The organism is Nocardioides epinepheli, assembly GCF_037936805.1.
Lineage (GTDB): Bacteria > Actinomycetota > Actinomycetes > Propionibacteriales > Nocardioidaceae > Nocardioides.
Genome location: NZ_JBBMMC010000002.1, coordinates 247,968 through 268,548 on the forward strand (window position 1 = coordinate 247,968; position 20,581 = coordinate 268,548).

A 20,581-nucleotide genomic window follows, 5' to 3' on the forward strand; every position below is an offset into this window, starting at 1 on the left:
ACACACTGGACCGATGGACGAACAGGGTTGCGAGTCCTTCATTTCTGACTGCCACGTGCGCTCCGCGGTCGAACTCCTCAACCACAGGTGGGATCCCATCGTCGTCGCTGCTCTGCGTATGGGGCCGACCCGCCGCAGCACCCTTCTTGATCGGATCGCCGGAGTGAGCGACAAGGTGCTCACGGAGTCTCTGCGTCGTTTGGCGGCCCGCGGCCTCATCGCACGGACTCCTCGCGTGGTGGAGCGCGATGCCGCCGTCTACGAACTCACGTCCTTGGGTGCATCTTTCGCCGAGGGACCCTTGGCCCACCTCGCCCAGTGGGCCGCGGTGAACCAGGCCGCACTGTCAGGAACGTCGTGACCCGCGGCGACTAGGGCGTGTCGCCAGTTCATGGCGGCGCCGGACGCCGCCCAGGCCGCACGCTGACGGACACCGCAGCTGCTTTGAATACGCCCGGTATGCCCACGCACCTGCGGCACCGTCATCGCACGACCTAGACGACGCCGGCATCCACCAGCAATAGCCAGCAATAGGAAGACATGCCCTAGCGAGACCACACCCCCTCCTCGGCACCTTCGATCAGGCGAGCGGTGGTGTCGGCCTCGAACGCTGCGCCGACCTCGCGCCACAGTGTCAGCGCACGAGATCCGTGCGTGCTGGCCGGCTCCAGACGTGCCAGACAGCGCGCGCGGACGGCGTTCACCCAGTCCGACTCCTCCGCTGGCGCGTCCAGGGAGTCGACCAGCGCGAGCGCTTCGGGATGTCCGGCCGCGACCGCCAGTTCGGCGCCTGCCGCCCGGGCGAAGCCCTCGTACTGACGGTCGACGAAGTCCCCCTGGGTGCGGCCCAGCAGGTACTCCACATTCGTGAGGACGCCGCCGTCTAGGGCGCGCCGGTGCAGCGCGAGGCGGTGAAGGGCGAGGCGGGCATCGACGTAGGCCGACACCGCAGCCAGCGTGGGGGATCGGTCGGCCACCTCGACGCCTGCCATCCGTAGCGTGCGTTCACGCCAGACGCTTACGTCGTGGTCTCCGGCCGGTCCCGCCCCTAGTCCGGCTGCCAGGACTGCGAAAGCCCCAGCGGTCGACATCCAGGTACGGGGAGGGCAGCCGTCCGCGAGCCAGCGGCGCCACATCGTCTCGGCTGCGGCTGTGGCCTCGTCCAGGCAGCCCAGCAGGGTCAGCGCCCGGACCTCACGGGGCAGCTCCTGACCGTCCCCGATCGGACCGGTCCCGTCGGCGTCGAGGCCGCGTGCCTGGAGCGGTCTCCCGATGATCAGCGCCGTGCTGGCCGCGGCGTGTACGGCGTCGACGGCCTCCTCCAGAGCGCGTGGGGTGGCGTGTGGGTATGCGCGCAGCAGTTCGACGCGCCGCGTGGCGGTCTCGCGCGCCGCCCGCAAGGCCTGTTCGGCGATGCACGCGGTGGTGAGCGCGTCGAGGGCAGCGGCGACCTGGATCGGGTCCCGGGTCTGCTCGGCCGCAGCGACAGCACGCTCCGCGGCCGCGCGGCCGCCGTCATGCCAGGCGATCGCGGCCGACAACGCCGCCTCATCCTCGGGCTCGGCGCCGGCCTCGGCCCGGGCGAGGGCAAGGACGTCGTCGACCGGGACACCGCCCGGGCCGGGTTGCGCTGATTCCGGCGGGTAGCGGTACCACGCCACGACGGCCGCGGCGAGGGCGCGCGAACGAGAGATCAGGTCCCCGGCGGTCTTCGCTCGGTCGCTGGCCTGGAGCAACAGTCGGTGCGTCGCATCGGTGCTGGCCCGGGCCGCTGCGACCGCCGCGGCGTCTAGTAGATCACCAACGCCGTGCCGTGGCTCAGAGGCGCGGTCAGCGGCCGCCACTAGGCACTCCATCGCGTCGGTGAGGCGGCCAGTTCGCAGGGCCAGTTCGGAGACGTCGCGCAGCAGGCCATGTGCGACTGGGTCCGGATAGGCCGGGGTGTCGAGGGCGGCGTGGAGCAGGTCGGGCAGCTCCGGGGCCGGGTCGCTTGGATGGTGGTCGAGCAGCCACCGGGACCGTGCGGTGGCCCAGGCCGCGACCCGCTCGCGGATCGCGGTGCTGGGTTGTCCCTCGCTGGCGAACCGGCGGACTAGGTCGAGCATGCTCCACCGGGTGCGAGATGCGCTGCCGTGCATCTGGAGGAGGCTCTTGGCGGTCAGCTCCGAGAGCAGCAGCGTGGTGTCCTCCGGTGAGGTGCCGTGGACGGCCACGGCGGTGTCCAGATCGACCGGATGGTGCAGTGCGGTCAGGGTGCGCAGTAGGTCCCGTTGATCGTGGTCTAGGAGGGCGAGGCTCCAGGCCACGGTGGCTGCCGCCGAGCGGTGGCGTCGGTCGGGGTCCCGGCCGCCGCTGAGGGCCGGAAGCCGGCCGTGCAGCCCGGCTCGGAGGCCCTCGATCCCGAGCGTGCGGGCACGTGCTGCGGCGAGCTCAATCGAGAGCGGGACGCCCTCGAGCAGGTCCACGACGTCGCTGACCTCAGGGGCCGGGTCCAGGCCGGATCTGTCGCAGAACAGGATGAGTGCGGCGCCGGTCTCGGCAGCGAGTGGCGGCAGACCCATCACGTCCTCCGCGGGGATTCGAAGGGGTTCGCGCGAGGTGGCCAGCACGGTCGTTCGGGCGCGGCTGGCATGCACCGCGGCGACCAGGTCGGCGACCTCGGCCGCCAGGTGCTCGCAGTTGTCCAGGAGCAGCACGGCGCGTCGCTCGCCGAGCGCGCGGCCTAGCGCAACGCGTGCGGCGACGCCGGCCTCTTCGGGAACTTCGAGGGTGCCGGCCACCGCCGTGGCGACACCTCCGGAGCGGATCGGGAGCAGGTCCACGGCGGCCACCAGGTCCCACGATCGGGCGAGACGGGCCAGCGCCTCGTGGGCGAGTCGGGTCTTTCCCACCCCGCCCGGCCCGACGACGGTGACGATGCGTCCGCGCTCAAGACGGGCGGCCAAGTCGTCAAGGGCGTCGTCACGCCCAAGGAAGGTGGTCGCGAACCTCTGGAGCCCGAGGACCGTGGGCGTGTGGTCGAGGTTGTCGGCGAGTCGTGCTAGCTCACGTCGGTCCGCGGCCCCGGACTTGCGCAGGAGGGAGGTGACGTGGCTCTCCACGGTCCGCACGGAGACGAACAGCTGCTCGGCGACCTGTTGGTTGGTCTGATGCGCCCGGATGCCCGCGAGGACCTCGGCCTCGCGGGCGGTGACGGACGCCAGCCACTCGGGTGTCACCTCACCATTCTCACTCTCGGCGCCGGCGTCCCGGCCCGGTCAGTGGCATACGGCGTAGCGCACGTGCACCGCCCGGGCCGCCGGGACGGTCTCGATCAGCGCCAGCGCCCGGTGCTGGTCGGGTAGGCCGTCGAATAGGCGGGTGCCCTGCCCGAACAGGACGGGCACGATGTGGAGTGAGATCTCGTCGATCAGGCCGGCGGCCAGGAAGCTCTGGGCCAGCCTGGCGCCGCCCATCACCGTGACGTCGCGGCCGTTGGCGGCCTCGTGGGCCACCTTGAGTGCTGCCTCGAGTCCGTCGGTGACGAACTGGTAGACCCCGCCCTCAGGTGCGGACTCGTGTGCCGAGTGCGTGACCACGATGACCGGCAGCCGCAGCTCACCGGTGGGGCCGTCTGGCCCCCACCACGGGAGCGAGTCCTCGTAGTTGATCCGGCCGGTGACCACGGCGCCGTTGGCCTTCGAGACCCGCGCGAAGTAGTCCAGGCTGGTCTTGTCGTCGCCCAGCAGCCACTGGTGCAGCTGCTCACCCTCGCGACCTAGCGGCTGGTCCGGACGGCGTTCGGCGGCGGTGACATAGCCGTCGAGGGACATGCTGATGTCGAAGACGGTCTTGCTCATTTCGGTTTCCTCTCACTGGACGGGGCTGGGGATGGGTGAAGGGGGATGGGGATGCGGTAGTCAGGGCCGTCGTCGTCGGCCAGCAGCCAGAGCCGCGCGGTCCGGGCGCGGTAGAGGCGGAACGCGGCATGCCTGGTGACCTCGTCGACCGTCCACGGTTTAACGCCGTGGCGAACCGAACGCGCGGAGTAGTGGCAGATCTCTCGGGCCGCCTCATCATCCGAGCACTGCGCCGCCCATGCCTCGGCGTAGACCGCGGCCGCCCGGCCGATGGGGACCGAGGAGTCGAACACGGTGATGGCGACCTGTGGGTTTGCCGCGATCAGACGTGAGTGCCGGGCCTGAGGCCGCGAGACCCACCAGAACGACGCGAGGTCGTCGTGGGCGAAGTAGACCGGCGTCACCCACGGCGTCCCTCCCGGCGTGGCCGTGGCGAGGACGAGGTACTTGCTCCCCGCGACGACGTCACTGGAGGCCTTCGCAGCATCCGGTGTCACCCGCGTGTATTTGCTCACTTCGTCAGTGCACCCCACCACGCGCGCCCCCGCCTCCGTGGTGGCCACGGATATCCGGTGAGACGCAGGAGCCTGCGGCGTCACGCTCAGGGTCGGGTCCGGGGTGATCACCGATGCGCGCCCCGCAGGCAGGCGCCCATTGTGGACTCTCGATCCCCGTGCGATCAGGAGGTCATCAGGATGCGCAGGACGCGAATGTCGATCGTCGTCGCGGCTGTCGGGATAGCGCTCGTCGCTTCAAGCGGGATGACGGTGCCGGCCGTCGCCGACGGCCGACCTCCACCACCTGACTCGGCCCTGCAGCAGCGCCTCGATGACGTGGTGTCGGCCGGTGCGGTCGGTGCGCTGGCCGAGGTGCGTCGTGGGGAAGACTCGTGGGGGATGAGGAGCGGCAGCGCCGTTCTGGGGACGGCGCGTCCCGTCCCGCTGTGCGGGCATGTCCGAATCGGCAGCGTCACGAAGACGTTCGTCGCCACTGTCGTCCTGCAACTCGTTGAAGAGGGTCAACTTGGCCTGGAGGACACGGTCGATGGATGGCTGCCCGGGTGGGTTCCTGACGGCGACCGCATCACCGTGCGTCAGCTGTTGAGCCACACCAGCGGGCTTTACGATGTGGTGCCCACTCTTCCGTTCCCGCCGGGACGCCAGTTTCAGGCCAACCGTTGGCGGACCTGGACACCGGTGGAACTCATCCGGCGGGCGCTGGCTCATCCGCCGACGTTCACCCCGCCCGGATCGGCGTTCGCCTACTCCAATACCAACTACCTGCTGCTCGGCGAGATCATCGGCCGCGCGGCCGGAACCTCGTATGCCGTCGAGATCCAGCGCCGGATCATCCGGCCGCTTCACCTGTTCGACACCGAGGTGCCCGGCACTCAGGTACGCATCCGAGGGGTCCACCCGCACGGCTACGTGCCTGCTCTGCAGGACGACGACGTGGTGCGGCTGGTCGACTGGTCCGAGATGAACCCGTCGGTGTTTGGCGCAGCGGGGGAGATGACGTCCACGCCGGCCGACCTCAATCGGTTCTTTGCTGCTCTGCTCGGCGGGAAGCTGATCTCCCCAGGCTTGCTGGCGCAGATGAAGACCCCCGGGGTGGCCGGTGCTGCGTACGGGCTCGGGTTGGCCTGGCGTGACACCCCCTGTGGTGTGCGGGTCTACGGCAACGACGGAGACGCTCTGGCCTACCAGGCCTGGTCGTATACCACTGGCGATCTGCGGCGACAGGCAACGGTGGGGTTCACTCCCGACTTCCGCGCCGACACCGACGCGGTCGCCGAGCGTTTCATCGACGACGCCGTCTGCCGGTGAGCACCTCTGTCCTTCATACCGGCGGCACTTCCGGCCCTGGGGATTCCGTGGTGGCTACGGATGTGTCGGTGAGATGGCATCGGCACGGTTGAGGTTCACGCCATCATAGGAGGATGAGATGAAGAATCACAACGAGACCGGCGTCCGGCGGCTGCGTCTGGCCGCAGTCGGACTGGTGCAGGTGCTGCTGGCTGTGCCGATGGGTGCCGGGGGCGTGCAGAAGCTGCTTGGGACCGACGCGATGGTCGACATGTTCGCCGACATCGGGGCCGGGCAGTGGCTCAGAGTCGTGGTCGGTGCCCTGGAGATCGTCGGCGCCGTCGGCCTCCTTGTGCCCCGGTTGTCGGGGGTAGCTGCCCTCGGCCTCGCCGGGGTGCTTGCCGGAGCGGCCGTGACCAACGTCGCGGTCCTGGACGTCTCACCCGCGCTTCCCCTCGGGCTGCTGGCTCTCGCGCTCCTCGTCGTGTGGATTCGACGCGACCAACTACCGGCTACGCCGAGCCTCGATCGTCTTCGGATCACCTCGTAGCGGGGCGGGCGCCGTCGCCTTGCGCGGATCGGTGTCGTCCCGCCATGGACGGTCTCCTTGCTGCTCGCTGGTGTCTCGAGGCAGGAGCGCGGGTGAGACTGATGCCCCCGCGCGGCGCCGGTGGCATCCGGCGAGCGGTGCCACCCGAACCAGGATGGCACGGTCCGGGTCGGCGACCGAAGGGTTGTCGGTGCCGTGTGATGAGGTTTGACCATGACCACCTCGCTGCCCGCCTATCGCCTGGTGCGCGAGCGGGTCGACGTCGAGGTCCCCACTCTCGACGAGCACCAGCGCCGCGTCGTCGAGCATCGCGACGGCCCGCTGCTGGTGCTGGCCGGGCCGGGCACGGGGAAGACGACGACCTTGGTCGAGGCGATCGTCGACCGGATCGAGAACGTCCCCGGAGTCACCCCGGAGAACGTCTTGGCCCTCACCTTCGGTCGCAAGGCGGCCGAGCAGCTGCGCGACCGGGTCACCGCCCGGCTCGGGCGCACGATGGCGGGCTCGTTGAGCTCCACCTTCCACTCCTTCGCCTACGGCCTGGTCCGCCGCTACGCACCGGCCGAGATCTACGCCGCGCCGCTGCGGCTCCTCTCGGCCCCCGAGCAGGACGTCGTGCTGCGCGAGCTGCTCACCGACCACCCCGAGTCCGTGCGCTGGCCGGAGTCGCTGCGCAGCGCCCTCGGCACGCGGGGCTTCGCCCGCGAGGTCAACGCCGTGTTGTCCCGGGCCCGCGAGAAGGGGATGGACGGTGCCGACCTGCGTGCCCTCGGCGCCGAGCACGACCTGCCCGAGTTCCTCGCGGCCGGCCTGTTCCTGGAGCAGTACCTCGACAACCTCGACTCCGTCGGCGCCACCGACTACGCCGACCTCATCCGCCGCGCCGCGATCGAGGCCGCCGACCACCGCGAAGAGCTACGCGCCCGCTACCGCTACGTGTTCGTCGACGAGTACCAGGACACCGACCCGGGCCAGGTGGCGCTGCTGCGCCAGCTCGCCGGCGACGGCGGCAACCTCACCGTGGTCGGCGACCCGCACCAGTCGATCTACGGGTTCCGCGGCGCCGAGGTGCGCGGCATCCTCGACTTCCCCGCGCAGTTCCCGCATGCCGACGGCGCGCCCGCCGACGTCGTCGCGCTGCGCACCACCCGACGCTTCGGCCCCCGGCTGCTGCGCGCCTCCCAGCGGGTGGCCTCGCGGCTGGCGCTGCCGGGCTCCATCCCCGAGGCGGCCAAGGAGGCGTTCTTGGCGCCCGAGGCGCACGCCTCGACGCCGGGGCGCGTGGAGGTGCGCACCTTCGACACCGACCGCGCCGAGGCCGAGCACCTCGCCGACCTGCTGCGCCGCGCCCACCTCGAGGACGGCGTCGCGTGGGACGACATGGCGGTGCTGGTGCGGTCCGGACGCGCCTCGATCCCACCCCTGCGCCGCGCACTGGCCGCCGCCGGCGTCCCGGTGGAGGTCACCCACGACGAGGTGCCGCTGGTGCGCGATCCGGCGGTGCTCCCGTTGCTCGACGCCGTGCGGGCGGTGGTCAACCTCGGCAACCACGACCTCGACCACGTCGACTACGTCCACGCCTCCCGCGCCGAGGCGCTCCTGCTGAGCCCGCTAGGCGGCCTCGACGCCGGCGAGCTCCGCCGGCTCGCGCGGCGGCTGCGGCAGCGCGCCAAGGAGCAGGCGCACGCCGAGCGCACCAGCCCGCCGACGTCTCGCGACCTGATCCGCCGTGCCGTCGTCGAGGTCGACTTCCTCGACGGCCTCGATCCCTCCGAGTCGCCCGAGGTCGAGAAGGCCCAGGCGTTGGCCCGCCTGCTGGCCACCGGCCGCGAGCACCTCGACGCCGGCGCCTCGGCCGAGGAGGTGCTCTGGCACCTGTGGGCGGGCACCCGCTGGCCGGAGCGGCTGCGTCGCTCGGTCGAGTACGGCGGCGGCGCGGCCCGGCGCGCCCACCGCGACCTCGACTCGGTCTGCGCCCTGTTCGAGGCCGTCGCGCGGGCCGAGGAGCAGCGCGTGCACGTGAGCGTGGCCGCCCTGTTCGCCACCCTCGCCGCCCAGCAGATCCCGGCCGACTCGCTCGCCGAGCGCGGTGCCCGCGGCGCCGCGGTCCGGCTGCTCACCGCCCACCGCTCCAAGGGTCTGGAGTGGCGGCTGGTGGTCGTGGCCCACGTGCAGCAGGAGTCCTGGCCCGACCTGCGCCGCCGCTCCACCCTGCTCCAGGCCGACCGGATCGGACGCCCCGCGGACGGCGGCATCCTCGCGCCCGTCTCGGCGCGCGAGCTCCTGCTCGAGGAGCGCCGGCTCTTCTACGTCGCCTGCACCCGCGCCCGCGAGCGCCTCGTCGTCACCGCCGTGGCCTCGCCCGACGACGACGGCGAGCAGCCCTCACGCTTCCTCGACGAGCTCGGTGCGGGCGGCTCCAGCGGCGTCATCGACCACGTCGTCGGTCGCCCCGCCCGCCCGCTGTCGATGACCGGCCTGGTCGGCGAGCTGCGCCACCACGTCGCCGATCCCTCCACCCCACCGGCGCTGCGCGAGGCCGCGGCACGCCGCCTGGCCCGGCTCGCGGGGGAGACCGCAGGGCCCCGCCGGCTCGTGCCCGCCGCCGACCCGTCCACCTGGTGGGGCACGCGTGCGGCGTCGTGGTCCACCGAGCCGCTGCGCGAGCCCGACCAGCCGGTCACCGTGTCGGCGAGCGTGCTGGAGTCGCTGCTGGTCTGTCCCACCGCCTGGTTCCTGGAGAGCGAGGCGGGCGGCAGCACCCGCGTCCACCAGTCGGCCAACCTCGGGCAGATCGTGCACGCCCTCGCCGAACGGGTCGCCTCGGGCGACCTCGATGCCGGCATCGACGACGTCGACGTCCTGATGGCCCACGTCGACGACGTCTGGGAGCGCCTGGAGTTCCGCACCCCCTGGTCCAGGCAGCGCGAGCACGAGCGCACCCGCGCCGCGCTGGCCCGCTTCCTGCGCTGGCACCACACCAACACCCGCACCATGATCGGTACCGAGGAACGGTTCACCGCCGACGTCGTGCTCACCGACGAGGCCGGCGTCGAGGTTCCGGTACGGCTCTACGGCTACGCCGACCGGGTCGAGCTCGACGCCGAGGGAAGCATCGTCGTGGTCGACTTCAAGACCGGCCGGACCAAGCTCGGACCCAAGGCCGTCGAGCGCCATCTCCAACTGGCCCTCTACCAGTACGCCGTCGACGCCGGGGCCGTCGACCACCTCCTCCCCGACGGCGAGGCTGCTCGTAGCGGCGGGGCCGAGCTGGTGCAGCTCGGCATCCTCGACGACGCCGAGGCGGCCGTCGTCGAGGGCCAGGAGCCGGTCGCCGACGACGCACCGGTGCGCGTTCAGCTGCGCACCGGGCTCGCTCGTGCGGCCGACCTGCTGCGCCGTGAGGAGTTCCCGGCGGTGGCCGGAGCGCACTGCCGCGACTGCTCCTTCGTGCCGGTCTGCCCGGTCAAGAGCGCTGGGTCGGTGACCGGCTCATGAGCACCGCACTTCACGAGCCCCGCAAGGGGCGTCCGATCGAGAGTCCCGCCGACCTCCAGCGGGTCATGGGCACGCCCTACGCGCCGAGCGAGCAGCAGTGGCGCGCAATCTCGGCGCCGCTCGAGCCGGCCGTCGTCATCGCCGGCGCCGGCTCGGGGAAGACCACCCTGATGGCCGCGCGCGTGGTGTACCTGGTGGTCACCGGCCAGGTGCGACCCGAGGAGGTGCTGGGCCTCACCTTCACCACCAAGGCGGCCAGCGAGCTGCGCCGCAGGATCCGTGACGCCCTCGTCGCGGCGGGTGCCCTGGCCGGCCCGTCCCGCTCGCCTGCTCGGGAGGCCGATCCCGAAGCCGAGATCCTCGAGCCGACCGTCGCCACCTACAACGCCTACGCGGCGACCCTGCTCACCGAGCACGGCCTGCGGATCGGCCACGAGCCCGACACCCGCGTGGTCACCGACGCGGCGCGGTACCAGCTGGGTGCCCGGGTGGTCGACCGGTTCACCGGCGACGTCAAGTACCTCACCGATCACCCCGCCACCGCCATCCAGAACCTGCTCGCTCTCGACGGCCAGATGAGCGAGCACCTGGTGAGCGCCGCGCAGGTGCGTGCCTTCGACGAGGAGGCCCGCGCCGGATTCGAGCGCGCCCGTGCCGACGAGCTCGGCGACAAGGCCCGCAAGACCTATCTGGAGGCCATCGACAAGGCGATCTCCGCGATCGACCGGCGCGCCGAGCTGCTCGACCTCGTCGCCGACTACCGGCGCCTCAAGGCCGACCTCGGACTCATGGACTTCTCCGACCAGATCGAGCTCGGTGCCCGCCTGGCGGCGCAGAAGCCCGAGGTGGGCGAGGCCGAACGTGCCCGGTTCAAGGTGGTGCTCCTCGACGAGTATCAGGACACCTCCGTCGCGCAGGCGCTGATGCTGTCGCGACTGTTCTCCGGCGGCCATCCGGTCACCGCCGTCGGTGATCCCAACCAGGCCATCTACGGCTGGCGTGGCGCCTCGGTCAGCAACATTCTCAACTTCGGCGAGACCTTCCCGGTGTCGACGACGGACGAGAGCGCCGCTCCCGGCCTCTACCACCTCACGGTCAGCCGGCGTTCCGACACTCGCATCCTCAAGGTCGCCAACCGCCTGGCAGCCCCGTTGTACGAGCGCTACGACCAGGTGGAGCCCTTGGCCACCGCCCCGGGGGCGGGAGCGGGAGTGGTCGAGGTGGCCGTGCACGAGACGCACGGCGAGGAGCTCGCCGCGCTGGCCGAGTCGGTCATCGAGTCCCACCGCGAGGGCCTCGAAGCAGGGCGGGACTGGTCCGACATCGGGGTCCTCACCCGCGACAACTCCCACGCAGAGGACGTCTTCGACGCGCTCACCGGGGCCGGCATCCCGGTCGAGATCGTCGGACTCAAGGGGCTGCTGCGTCTCCCGGAGGTGGCCGAGGTCGTCGCCACCTTGCACCTGCTCCACGACGTCACCGCCAATGCGGCGATGCTCACCCTGCTCACCGGTCCACGCTGGGCGATCGGACCGCGCGACCTGCGCCTGCTCGGGAGAAGGGCCGCCGAGCTGGCCGGGCGAGAGCTCGGACGCGCGGAGTCGACGAGCATCACCGACCAGCTCGTCGAGATCGCCGACGGAATCGACCCCGCCGAGGTGCCCGCGCTCGACGACGCCCTCGCCGACCCCGGCGACACCCCGTTCTCCGAGGAGGCTCGTGAGCGCTTCGCCCTGTTGAGCGCCGAGCTGCGCCAGCTGCGCGGCTACGTCGGCGAGCCGCTGCTCGACCTGGTGCGGCGGATCATGGAGGCCAGCGGCGTCGACGTCGAGCTGGCGGCCGCAGTGAGCCCGGCCGCCGCGGCCCGGCGCGACAACCTCGACCTGTTCGTCAAGGCGGTCGCCGACTTCCAGGCCGTCGACGGCGACGTCACCCTCCCCGCACTGCTGGCCTACCTCACCGCCGAGGACGACCAGGGCAACGGCCTGGACCTCGCCACCCCGAGTGAGGCCGACTCGGTCAAGCTCCTCACCGTCCACCGCGCCAAGGGCCTGGAGTGGGCCTCGGTCTACGTGGTGGGTGCCTGCGAGACCCGGTTCCCGTCCAACCGGTCACGCACGCTGTGGGTGTCCTCGCCGTCGGTCCTGCCGGCGCCGCTGCGCGGCGACGCCGGCGACCTGCCCCAGCTGGCCGGCTTCGACAAGGCCGCCCTCGACGCCTACCGCGCCGCCACGCGCGCCCACGACGCCGAGGAGGAGCTGCGCCTGGGCTACGTCGCGTTCACCCGGGCGGCGCATCGTCTCTCGGTGTCGTCGTACTGCTGGAGCACGCGCACCACCCCCTTCGGGCCCTCGGACTACCAGCGGACCATCAAGGAGGCGATCGAGGACTGGGGCGGGGAGGTCCCGACCTGGCGGGAGAAGCCGGTCAAGGGCGATCCCAACCCCTACGACGCCGTCGATCCGTCGCGTCCGTGGCCGCCGGTAGGTCCGGGTGCGGAGGCGCAGCTGCGGATCGAGGCCGCGCGGCTGGTGGCCGCCGCCGATCCGAGCGCCCCCGACGAGGGCCTCGACCTGATCGCGCAGGCCCGGGTGGCTGAGTGGGACGACGAGATCGACCGCCTCCTCGCGGAGGCACGCCGCGACCGCGCCTCCGAGATCGCCGTGTCCCTCCCGTCCAGCCTCTCGGCGACCGCGGTGGCGCGGCTGCGCGACGACCCCGATGCGTTCGCTCGCGACCTCGCCCGGCCGATGCCCCGACGTCCGGCCCCGGCGGCTCGTTTCGGCACCCGGTTCCACGCCTGGGTCGAGACCCGCTTCGGACAGCAGACCCTGCTCGATCCCGACGAGCTCTCCGGGCGCGGCGACTCCGACGTCGCCGACGATGCCGAGCTCGCCGAGCTGATCGACCTGTTCGAGTCCGGCGAGTTCGCGGACCGGGTGCCGGTGGCGGTGGAGCCGTCGTTCGCCATCGTGCTCGGCGGTCAGGTGGTCCGCGGCCGGATCGACGCCGTCTACGACGATCGGTCGTCCGGAGCCGGCGACGAGCAGCGCTACCTGGTCGTGGACTGGAAGACCAGCGCCTCCCAGAGCGCCGACCCGCTCCAGTTGGCGATCTACCGGATGGCGTGGGCCGAGCTGCGCGGCATCCCGCTCGAGCGGGTCCGGGCAGCGTTCTACTACGTTCGCACGGGGCGGCTGGTCGAGCCCGAGCTCCCGGGCCGTGACGAGGTCGTCGCCTTGGTCACCTCGCTCGACCTCTGATTCTTCGTTATACTTCGACGAAGTATCACGCCGTATCACACCACTTCTGGGGACGGGAGCGACTCGGTGACCCTGCCGGATCCCTACACGCCTGGCCAGGTGCCACGCGTCCTGGCCGGCCGAGCGGTCGAGCTCGGCCGGATCCGCGACCGGCTGGGCCGCGTGGCGTCCTTCTCCGAGCTCGCCGGACCACTCCTGGTCTTCCACGCCCCGCGCGGCCTGGGCAAGACCTCGCTGTTGCGCACCGCGGAGAAGGAGGCCGCCGCGCTCGGCTTCGCCAGCGCCTGGCTCGCCTGCTCGCGTGAGCGCCCCTTCATCCCCGAGCTGGTCCGCAGCGTCGAACGCGCGTTGGAGCGGGTGGACCTGCAGATGGAGTCCCGGCAGCGCTGGCGCGACCGGCTCAGCAGCCTCTCGCTCGAGCTCGGAGTGTTCGGGGTGTCGGTGGGCGGCGAGGTCGCCCGCAGCGACGCCGACGTCCCAGCCGGTGCCGCGCCGATCGGCGCGCTCGAGGACCTGCTGCACGAGGCTGCCGCGGCCGTGCGGGAGCGTGGGGGCGCCGGGCTCGTGGTGTTCATCGACGAGCTCCATGCCGCGTCCGCCGACGACCTCGCGACCCTGCTCAACGCCGTCCAGAACCTCGACGGCTCCCGGGAGGACAACCCCCTGACGGTCGTCACCGCCGGGCTGCCCGTCACGCCCGAGGCGATCATCCGGGCCGCGACGTTCGGCGAGCGCAGTGCGTTCGTGCCGCTCGACGTCCTCAGCGACGACGATGCCCGCCAGCTGCTCGTGCTGCCCGCCGAGGCGCTCGACGTCGACTGGGATCCCGACGCGCTGGAGGAGGTCGTCCGCCGCGTGGGTGGCCACCCCTACCTGCTGCAGCTGGCCGGGAGCTGCACCTGGCAGGCGCTGCGTCCCGACGCCGGCGCGGTGATCGACCAGGCCGCCGTCGACGCCGGCCTACCCGCCGCCGAGGTGCAGCTGACCGCGATGCACGCCGCCCGCTGGGGCTCGGCCACCGAGCTCGAGCAGACCTTCATCGCCGCCATGGCCTCCGCAGGACCCGGCAACGTCACCCGCGCCAGCATCGCCGCCGCGATGGGCGTCGACTCCCGCTCGATCAGCGTCCCCCGTGAGCGACTGATCGAGAAGGGCATCATCGAGCCGGTCGGGCACGGGCTCGTCCGCTTCACGATGCCCGGATTCGGCTCCTGGGTCCGGGCCCGCAGCTCGGGATAGTCCGGCGCGAGGATCAGGCGCCGAGGGCGACCTGGGCGTCGAGGGAGGCCGCGACGCCACGGGCGGCGACCCGGCCGGCGCGGTTGGCGCCGATGGTGCTGGCCGAGGGGCCGTAGCCGACCAGCTGCACCCGCGGGTCCGAGACGGCCGTGGTGCCGTCGAGCCGGATGCCGCCGCGTGGTCCGCGCAGCCCCAGGGGCGCCAGGTGCGCGATCGCCGGGCGGAACCCGGTGGCCCAGAGCACCGCGTCGGCGGGCTCGAAGGAGCCGTCGGCCCAGCGGGCCCCGTGCGGTTCGAGCCCGGCGAACATGGGGCGCCGGGTGTAGGCGCCGAGCTCGGCGGCGGCGCGCTCCTGCTCGCGGAGCATCAGCCCGGTCACGCTCACCACGCTCGCGGGCGGCAGGCCGTCGCGGACCCGCTGCTCGACCATCGCGACCGCGGCGCGGCCGGCCTCGGGAGTGAAGTCGTCGGTGCGCCAGACCGGCGGTCGGCGCGTGACCCACAGCGTCTCGGTCACCAGCGCGATCTCGCCTAGGAGCTGCACCGCCGAGGCGCCGCCGCCGACCACGACCGTCCGGTGCCCGCGGAACGCCTCGGCGCCGGGGTAGGTCGCGGTGTGCCACTGGGGTCCGGAGAACGTCTCGATCCCGGGGTAGTGGGGCACGAAGGGCTGGGACCAGGTGCCGGTCGCGTTGACCAGGGTGCGGGTCCACCACGTGCCGGCGTCCGCGCGGACCTGCAGCAGCTCCTCGCCGAAGGCCGCAACGCCGGCGACCGACTCGACCCGCACCGGTCGCACCACCGGCAGGTCGTAGGTGCGCTCGTAGTCGGAGAAGTAGGCCGGCACCGCGCGATTGGCCTGCACGAGGCCCGCAGCCTCCGGGCCTTCGCTGCCGGGCAGGGCGGCGACGCCGTGCACGTCGGCCATGGTGAGCGAGTCCCAGCGGTGCTGCCAGGCGCCGCCGGGTGCCCCGTCGGCGTCGAGCACGAGGTGCCGGATCCCGCGCCGCATCAGGTGGTAGGACGCCGAGAGCCCGGCCTGCCCGGCACCGATCACGATGCTGTCGTAGACATCCTCACGACTCGGGCGCATGTCGTGTCAACGCCGCGAGCGTGCCGGTTAGTCCCGGACTAGTGGTCGCCCAGCGCGGCGGTCAGCGCCACCTCGATCATCCGGCCGAAGGTCTGCTCGCGGTCGGCGGCGGTGGTCTCCTCGCCGGTGACGACGTGGTCGGAGACCGTGCAGATCGCGAGCGCGCGCCGCTGGTAGTGGGCCGCGATCGTGTAGAGGGCGGCGGCCTCCATCTCGACCGCGAGCACGCCGTAGTCGACCATCCGTGCTGCCAGCTCGGGACGCGAGGCGTAGAACGAGTCGCTGCTGAACACGAGACCGACGTGGGCCTCGGGTGCCGCGGCGGCCGCATCGCGCAGCAGTGGGAAGTCGGCCACCGGTGCGTAGTCGATGCCCTCGAAGGTGATCCGGTTCATCGCCGAGTCGGTGCACGCACCGGAGGCGATCACCAGGTCGCGCAGGCCGACGCGCTCGGTGAGCGCCCCGCACGATCCGACCCGGACGATCGACTGCACGTCGTAGTCGCGCAGCAGCTCGGTGATGTAGATGGCCGCCGACGGCTGGCCCATGCCCGAGCCCTGCACCGAGACCCGCTGCCCGCGCCAGGTGCCGGTGAAGCCGTACATGCCGCGGATCTCGGAGTAGCAGACGGCGTCGTCGAGGAAGGTCTCGGCGATCCAGCGCGCCCGTAGCGGATCGCCGGGCATGAGGACGACGGGGGCGATGTCTCCGGCTGCTGCTCCGAGGTGGGTGCTCATGGCGTCACCCTCTCATTCGCACTGGCCACACCGGGAGTCGATCACGCGGGGCGCCCATCCGACGCTCTGCCGCTGATCGCCTGCAGCTCGTTCGGGACGACGTCGAGCTCGATGGAGTCCGAGACCGCTCCCGCGCCCTGGGCGGTCAGGTCGATGACGTGGACCCTGCTCCGCTCCGGGTCGGTGACGTAGGCGGTGTCGCCGACGACCTCGAGGGTCGGCCGGGGCTGCTGCCAGTCGGTGGGCTCGCGCCACGGGTCGAGGACGTCGATGCGCCGGGTCACCCGGGCGCGCTCGACGTCGATCAGGTGCAGCGCGCCGTCGGTGCCCAGGACGACGCCGTCCCCGTTCTCGGTGCGCCCGAGGGAGCGGAAGGTGTAGCTGGTGCCGAGGTCGACCAGGCGCAGCGCGGCGTCCCGGCTGTCGACCAGCGCGACGCGGGTCGGACGCTCCAGCCCGCCGCGGGGGTCGGGGTCGGTCTTGTAGTCGCCGAGGAGAACGGGCGAGGACTCGTGGCCGGCCTGGTTGCCGATGCGACCGTAGGCGTCGGGGGAGTCGACCTTGGTCAGCTCGGTGCCCTCGATCAGCAGGACGCCGTCCTGGCAGCCGAAGGCCGCCATCTCGCCGAGGTAGGCCTCGCCGTGCAGGCCGGGGCACGAGCCTTCGCCCCGCACCGGGCTGGCCACCAGCTCGGCGCCGCCGTTGGTCTCGACCCGGATGCCGGTGGCGCCGTCCTGGTCGCCGACGGTGTGGATGAGGGAGCCGTGCTCGTCGACGACCGCCACGCCGTGATGGGCCTGGTCGAGGGTCCAGGTGGTCATGTCGGGGGCCTTGCTCGCGAGCTCGGTGAGGCTGTCGGTGTCGAAGGCGGTCACGGTTCCGGTGCCGTCGTCGAAGAGGGTCGTGGTGCCTGCGTGGGCGACGACGTGGCCGGGCTCCTCGGCCGCGACGCTGAAGTCGGTGAGCGCGGGCGGCACCGTCCAGGAGTGACCGTGGTCGCCATGCGCCTCGGTCCAGGCGCCGAGGTCGAGCGCACCGAAGCCGCCGGCGCGACTGAGGATCACGTGCCGGTCGTCACCGGCCGGGTTCAGCCGGACGAAGCCGTCGACCGGCTCGTCCAGCAGGACCTCGCCGGACTCGGCGTCGAGCACCTGCACCCCGCCGTCGTAGCTGACCGCCAGCCGCGGCTGTGCTCCGGCCTCCTCGGTGGCCGAGCCCTCCGGACCCTCGTGCCCCTCGTCGTGGCCGTCGTGGCCGTCGTCGTGGGAGGAGTCGTCGACCTGGGCGGCTCGACGCTCCTCGGTCGAGGTGGAGGCGCTCTCGCTCGAGCAGGCGGCGAGGGCGACGGGCAGCAGGGCGAGGGCAGTGAGCCGGAGTGGCGACGAGATGCGCATGAGAATCATTCTCAATAAAACGGCAGGCGCTGTCAACCGCACCGCCGTAGAGTGAGGCGATGCGCGCTTCGCGAGAAGCGACCCTCCAGATCCACTTCACCCGCGACGACCTGCTCCGCACGCGCATCGCGCAGGCACCGGACCCGATGTGGGAGGTGCTGCTGAGCCTGCACGAGCTGCGGCCCGCCTCGCCCGACTCGCAGCTGAGCGAGTGGCGGCGCCGCACCGCCGCCGCGATGCCGCACGAACGCCTCTGGCAGCTCCTCGAGCTCTGCCCGCCGATCGGGTACTTTCCCGACTTCCTCACACCCGAGGGCGATCAGCGTTCGCTGGGGGAGCAGCTGGAGATCGCATTGGCGACCGATCCCGAGGAGCTCTCGGTCCAGATCCGCCGGCTCGCCGAGCCCGGTCCCTATCGTCGTGGTCTGCGCCGCACCGGGTGGCTCCGCGGGCTCGAGCAGGCCGACGCCGGCGCGCTCGGCCGTCTCGGGACCAGCCTGGGGCTCTACCACCGAAGCGCCCTCGCGCCGTACTGGGAGCAGATCGAGGCCGCGCTCGCCGCCGACCGTGCCTTCCGGGCCGAGCAGTACGCCACGGGTGGACTCGACGCCCTGCTCGGCGGTCTGCACCCGCGGGTCCGCTGGCGGCCACCGGTTCTGACGGTCCTGGATCTCCATGCGCCGCCGCTGTACCTGGAGGGGCGTGGCCTCCTCCTGCAGCCGTCGTTCTTCTGCAAGGGCGCGCCGACCAAGCTGCACGACGTCGAGAACCATCCGGTCCTGGTGTATCCCGCCCGCGGAGCAGCCCGGCTGGCGTCGGCGGAGGAGGACCCTGCGGCCGAGAGCCCGGCGGCGGCGCTCTTGGGGCGCACGCGGGCTGCGGCACTGGCGGCCACGGTGCAGGGCGTGACCACCAGCGAGCTGGCCGGGCGCTGCGCGATCGCGGTCTCCTCGGCCAGTCATCAGGCGACCGTGCTCCGCGAGGCGGGCCTGGTCGCGAGCACCCGCGACGGCGGCGCCGTCGTGCACCGGATCACCGATCTCGGCAGGCGCGTGCTCGCCGGTCTCCCGGGACCCGGCCTGGTCTCGCCCGAGCACTGACCCGAGCACTGAATCGGCGGAGGCTTTCGATCAGGATCGAAAGCGGCGACAGGTCGGAGCGTGCCGTCCCACGATCGAGGTCCGACACAGATCGTGTCACTGCATCCGACTGCAGGACGAAAGGATCGGTATCCCACTCCATGAGCACGACCATCAAGCAGGCCACGACGCTGGCCGCCATGTTGGCAGCCACCCTGACCGCAGCTGCGTTGTTCCTCGGGATCAACCTGCTCGGGTCGGCCCCGGCCCACGCCTCGGAGTCGCCGCACGGCACCTCCTCCAAGGCGGCCGTGGCGACGTCGTATGAGACCTACAAGAACGAGGCGAACCGCAAGTGCCTCGACAACTACTCCGACTCACTGCACACCTATCGGTGCGACAGCACCGACGAGCAGGACTGGCACGTGACCCATTGGGCCGACGGCACGGTGCGGCTGAAGAACCGCGAGAGCGGCAAGTGCCTCGACGACAGCGGGGGCACCCTCGACACTGCTCGTTGCGACGCCTCGGAGGAGCAGAGCTTCTACGTCACCCACTGGGGCGATGGCACCATCCGCTTCAAGAACCAGCGCAGCGGCCAGTGCATCAACGCCGCCAGCGACAACGACGTCGGGTCCGCTCGCTGCGACGCCTCGGAGTCCCAGAGCTGGTACTGAACCCAGCTGGGCCCAGCTGCTCGAGCCGGGCTCTGACCGGGCTCTGACGAAGTCGGATCGGAGGGGCGACCGCGCGGTCGCCCCTCCGATCCGCTGCGTCGATACGCTCACGAGGTGATCTATCCGCACCTCCGGCTCGCCGCGTCGCCGCACGACCGGCTCGGCGTCCACCGCACCGACCAGGACTGGCTCGAACGGCGATGGGCCGATCCGGCCTCGCGGGTCCTGGTCGTCTCGGGCACCAGGGTCCGCCCGGTCGACGGCGTGCTGCCGTGGGTCTCGACCGCGGACGCCCCCGACGGCGTCCGGGTGCTGCTCGGCGAGCGGGACGGCGACACGTACTGGGCGGTGATCGTCGGTCCCGAGGCGGCGGCGTCCCAGGAGGGGGAGTGGTACCCGCTGCGCGGCCTGCTGCCGGGGCTGGCCGGCGACGGCGCCGCCGACGCGCCACTGGTCTTCCATGCGCTCGGGCTGGCCGAGTGGCACTGGGTCACCCGCTTCTGCCCGCGCTGCGCCGGCACCCTCGAACCGCGCTCGGCCGGCCACGAGCTGCACTGCACCTCCTGCGGCCGTGCGCAGTTCCCACGCACCGACCCGGCGGTGATCATGCTGATCAGCTCCGGCGAGCCCGGGACGGACGAGGAGATGTGCCTCCTGGGCCGCGGGCCCCAATGGCCACCTGGCCGGCTCTCGACGCTGGCCGGCTTCTGTGAGCCCGGCGAGAGCCTCGAGGACACCGTGCGCCGCGAGGTCGCCGAGGAGACCGGGGTGCTCGTCGGCGACGTCACCTACTTCGGCAACCAGCCCTGGCCGCTGCCGCAGAGCCTGATGCTCGGCTTCATCGGTCGGGCGAAGACCACCGCGATCGACATCGACGAGCACGAGATCGCCGAGGCGCGCTGGCTGACCCGCGCCCAGATGCGCGAGGAGACGGCGGCCGGCACGCTGGTGCTGCCCGGCGGCGTCTCGATCAGTCGCTCGCTCATCGAGCACTGGTACGGCGGCCCGCTCCCGGGCAGCTGGTGAGGCTCACGCGAGGCTGGCGAGCTTCTCCTTGACCTGCGCCAGCGACGGGTTCGTCTGGGCACTGCCGTCGGCGTAGACCAGCGTCGGCACGGTCTGGTTGCCGTTGTTTGCCTTCTCCACGATCTCGGCGGCCTCGGGGTGCTGCTCGATGTCGACCACCTCGAACGCGATGCCCTCGCGGTCGAGCTGTCCCTTGAGGCGGTGGCAGTAGCCGCACCAGGGGGTGCTGTACATGGTGAAGGTCATGTGCTCGGTGTCCTCGTCGTCCTCGTGGCTTGCGGGTCCGCAGTGCGGGGTCAACGAAACCGCGGGCGGAGTTGTTCCCGCTCGCGGCGCCCGACCGAGGAAGTCGTTCGTGGGCTGTCCGCGCCGGCGTCTAGT

16 protein-coding genes are annotated in these 20,581 nt (G+C 72.1%); 9 read left to right on the forward strand and 7 right to left on the reverse strand.

Annotated elements, in window-relative coordinates:
• The first annotated feature begins 13 nt into the window (after window positions 1-13).
• Window positions 14-361 (forward strand): winged helix-turn-helix transcriptional regulator, encoded by a 348-nt coding sequence (locus WMR31_RS04580; protein ID WP_340537590.1) that lies wholly within the window; start codon window positions 14-16, stop codon window positions 359-361.
• Between the two features lie 184 nt (window positions 362-545).
• Here the strand turns inward: WMR31_RS04580 and WMR31_RS04585 are convergent, their stop codons facing one another.
• From WMR31_RS04585 to WMR31_RS04595, 3 genes are read right to left on the reverse strand one after another with little or no spacing between them, the layout of a single operon-like run.
• Window positions 546-3,218 (reverse strand): ATP-binding protein, encoded by a 2,673-nt coding sequence (locus WMR31_RS04585; RefSeq protein ID WP_340537591.1) that lies wholly within the window; start codon window positions 3,216-3,218, stop codon window positions 546-548.
• A 39-nt stretch (window positions 3,219-3,257) separates the two neighbouring features.
• Entirely contained in the window at window positions 3,258-3,839 is a 582-nt protein-coding gene (locus WMR31_RS04590) for a dihydrofolate reductase family protein (protein ID WP_340537592.1), read from the reverse strand.
• Window positions 3,836-4,402, reverse strand: coding sequence for a pyridoxamine 5'-phosphate oxidase family protein (locus WMR31_RS04595; protein WP_340537593.1), 567 nt, complete (start codon window positions 4,400-4,402; stop codon window positions 3,836-3,838). The genes WMR31_RS04590 and WMR31_RS04595 overlap by 4 nt, the downstream gene beginning before the upstream one ends.
• A 147-nt stretch (window positions 4,403-4,549) precedes the next feature.
• On the opposite strand from WMR31_RS04595, the gene WMR31_RS04600 reads away from it, so the two are divergent.
• The 5 genes from WMR31_RS04600 to WMR31_RS04620 all read left to right on the forward strand — a co-directional run bounded on the left by WMR31_RS04600 (window position 4,550) and on the right by WMR31_RS04620 (window position 14,194).
• A complete protein-coding gene (locus WMR31_RS04600; protein WP_340537594.1) occupies window positions 4,550-5,665 on the forward strand; it encodes a serine hydrolase domain-containing protein in 1,116 nt (371 codons plus the stop codon).
• A 118-nt stretch (window positions 5,666-5,783) separates the two neighbouring features.
• Window positions 5,784-6,194, forward strand: a complete 411-nt coding sequence (locus WMR31_RS04605) for a DoxX family protein (RefSeq protein ID WP_340537595.1) — start codon at window positions 5,784-5,786, stop codon at window positions 6,192-6,194.
• 213 nt (window positions 6,195-6,407) lie between these two features.
• Window positions 6,408-9,692, forward strand: a complete 3,285-nt coding sequence (locus WMR31_RS04610; RefSeq protein ID WP_340537596.1) for an ATP-dependent helicase — start codon at window positions 6,408-6,410, stop codon at window positions 9,690-9,692.
• On the forward strand, window positions 9,689-12,955 hold the full coding sequence (locus WMR31_RS04615; protein ID WP_340537597.1) for an ATP-dependent helicase: 3,267 nt from the start codon (window positions 9,689-9,691) through the stop codon (window positions 12,953-12,955). The genes WMR31_RS04610 and WMR31_RS04615 overlap by 4 nt, the downstream gene beginning before the upstream one ends.
• A 66-nt stretch (window positions 12,956-13,021) precedes the next feature.
• Entirely contained in the window at window positions 13,022-14,194 is a 1,173-nt protein-coding gene (locus tag WMR31_RS04620; RefSeq protein WP_340537598.1) for a DUF8462 domain-containing protein, read from the forward strand.
• 13 nt (window positions 14,195-14,207) lie between these two features.
• Here WMR31_RS04620 and WMR31_RS04625 read toward each other — a convergent pair whose 3' ends face one another.
• Genes WMR31_RS04625 through WMR31_RS04635 form a run of 3 tightly spaced genes read right to left on the reverse strand, consistent with a single transcriptional unit; the run spans window position 14,208 to window position 17,418 of the window.
• On the reverse strand, window positions 14,208-15,287 hold the full coding sequence (locus WMR31_RS04625) for an NAD(P)-binding domain-containing protein (protein ID WP_340537599.1): 1,080 nt from the start codon (window positions 15,285-15,287) through the stop codon (window positions 14,208-14,210).
• A 38-nt stretch (window positions 15,288-15,325) separates the two neighbouring features.
• Window positions 15,326-16,024: a purine-nucleoside phosphorylase gene (gene deoD, locus WMR31_RS04630; protein ID WP_340537600.1), complete on the reverse strand. Its 699-nt coding sequence runs from the start codon at window positions 16,022-16,024 to the stop codon at window positions 15,326-15,328.
• 41 nt (window positions 16,025-16,065) lie between these two features.
• Window positions 16,066-17,418, reverse strand: a complete 1,353-nt coding sequence (locus WMR31_RS04635; protein WP_340537601.1) for a hypothetical protein — start codon at window positions 17,416-17,418, stop codon at window positions 16,066-16,068.
• Window positions 17,419-17,477: 59 nt separating this feature from the next.
• Between WMR31_RS04635 and WMR31_RS04640 the strand changes: the two genes are divergently transcribed.
• The 3 genes from WMR31_RS04640 (at window position 17,478) to nudC (ending at window position 20,200) form a co-directional block, all read left to right on the forward strand.
• On the forward strand, window positions 17,478-18,518 hold the full coding sequence (locus WMR31_RS04640) for an ArsR/SmtB family transcription factor (RefSeq protein WP_340537602.1): 1,041 nt from the start codon (window positions 17,478-17,480) through the stop codon (window positions 18,516-18,518).
• Between the two features lie 140 nt (window positions 18,519-18,658).
• Window positions 18,659-19,174, forward strand: a complete 516-nt coding sequence (locus tag WMR31_RS04645) for an RICIN domain-containing protein (protein WP_340537603.1) — start codon at window positions 18,659-18,661, stop codon at window positions 19,172-19,174.
• A 114-nt stretch (window positions 19,175-19,288) separates the two neighbouring features.
• Window positions 19,289-20,200, forward strand: coding sequence for an NAD(+) diphosphatase (gene nudC / locus WMR31_RS04650; RefSeq protein WP_340537604.1), 912 nt, complete (start codon window positions 19,289-19,291; stop codon window positions 20,198-20,200).
• Between the two features lie 3 nt (window positions 20,201-20,203).
• Here the strand turns inward: nudC and WMR31_RS04655 are convergent, their stop codons facing one another.
• Window positions 20,204-20,446 (reverse strand): mycoredoxin, encoded by a 243-nt coding sequence (locus tag WMR31_RS04655; protein ID WP_340537605.1) that lies wholly within the window; start codon window positions 20,444-20,446, stop codon window positions 20,204-20,206.
• Window positions 20,447-20,581: the final 135 nt, after the last annotated feature.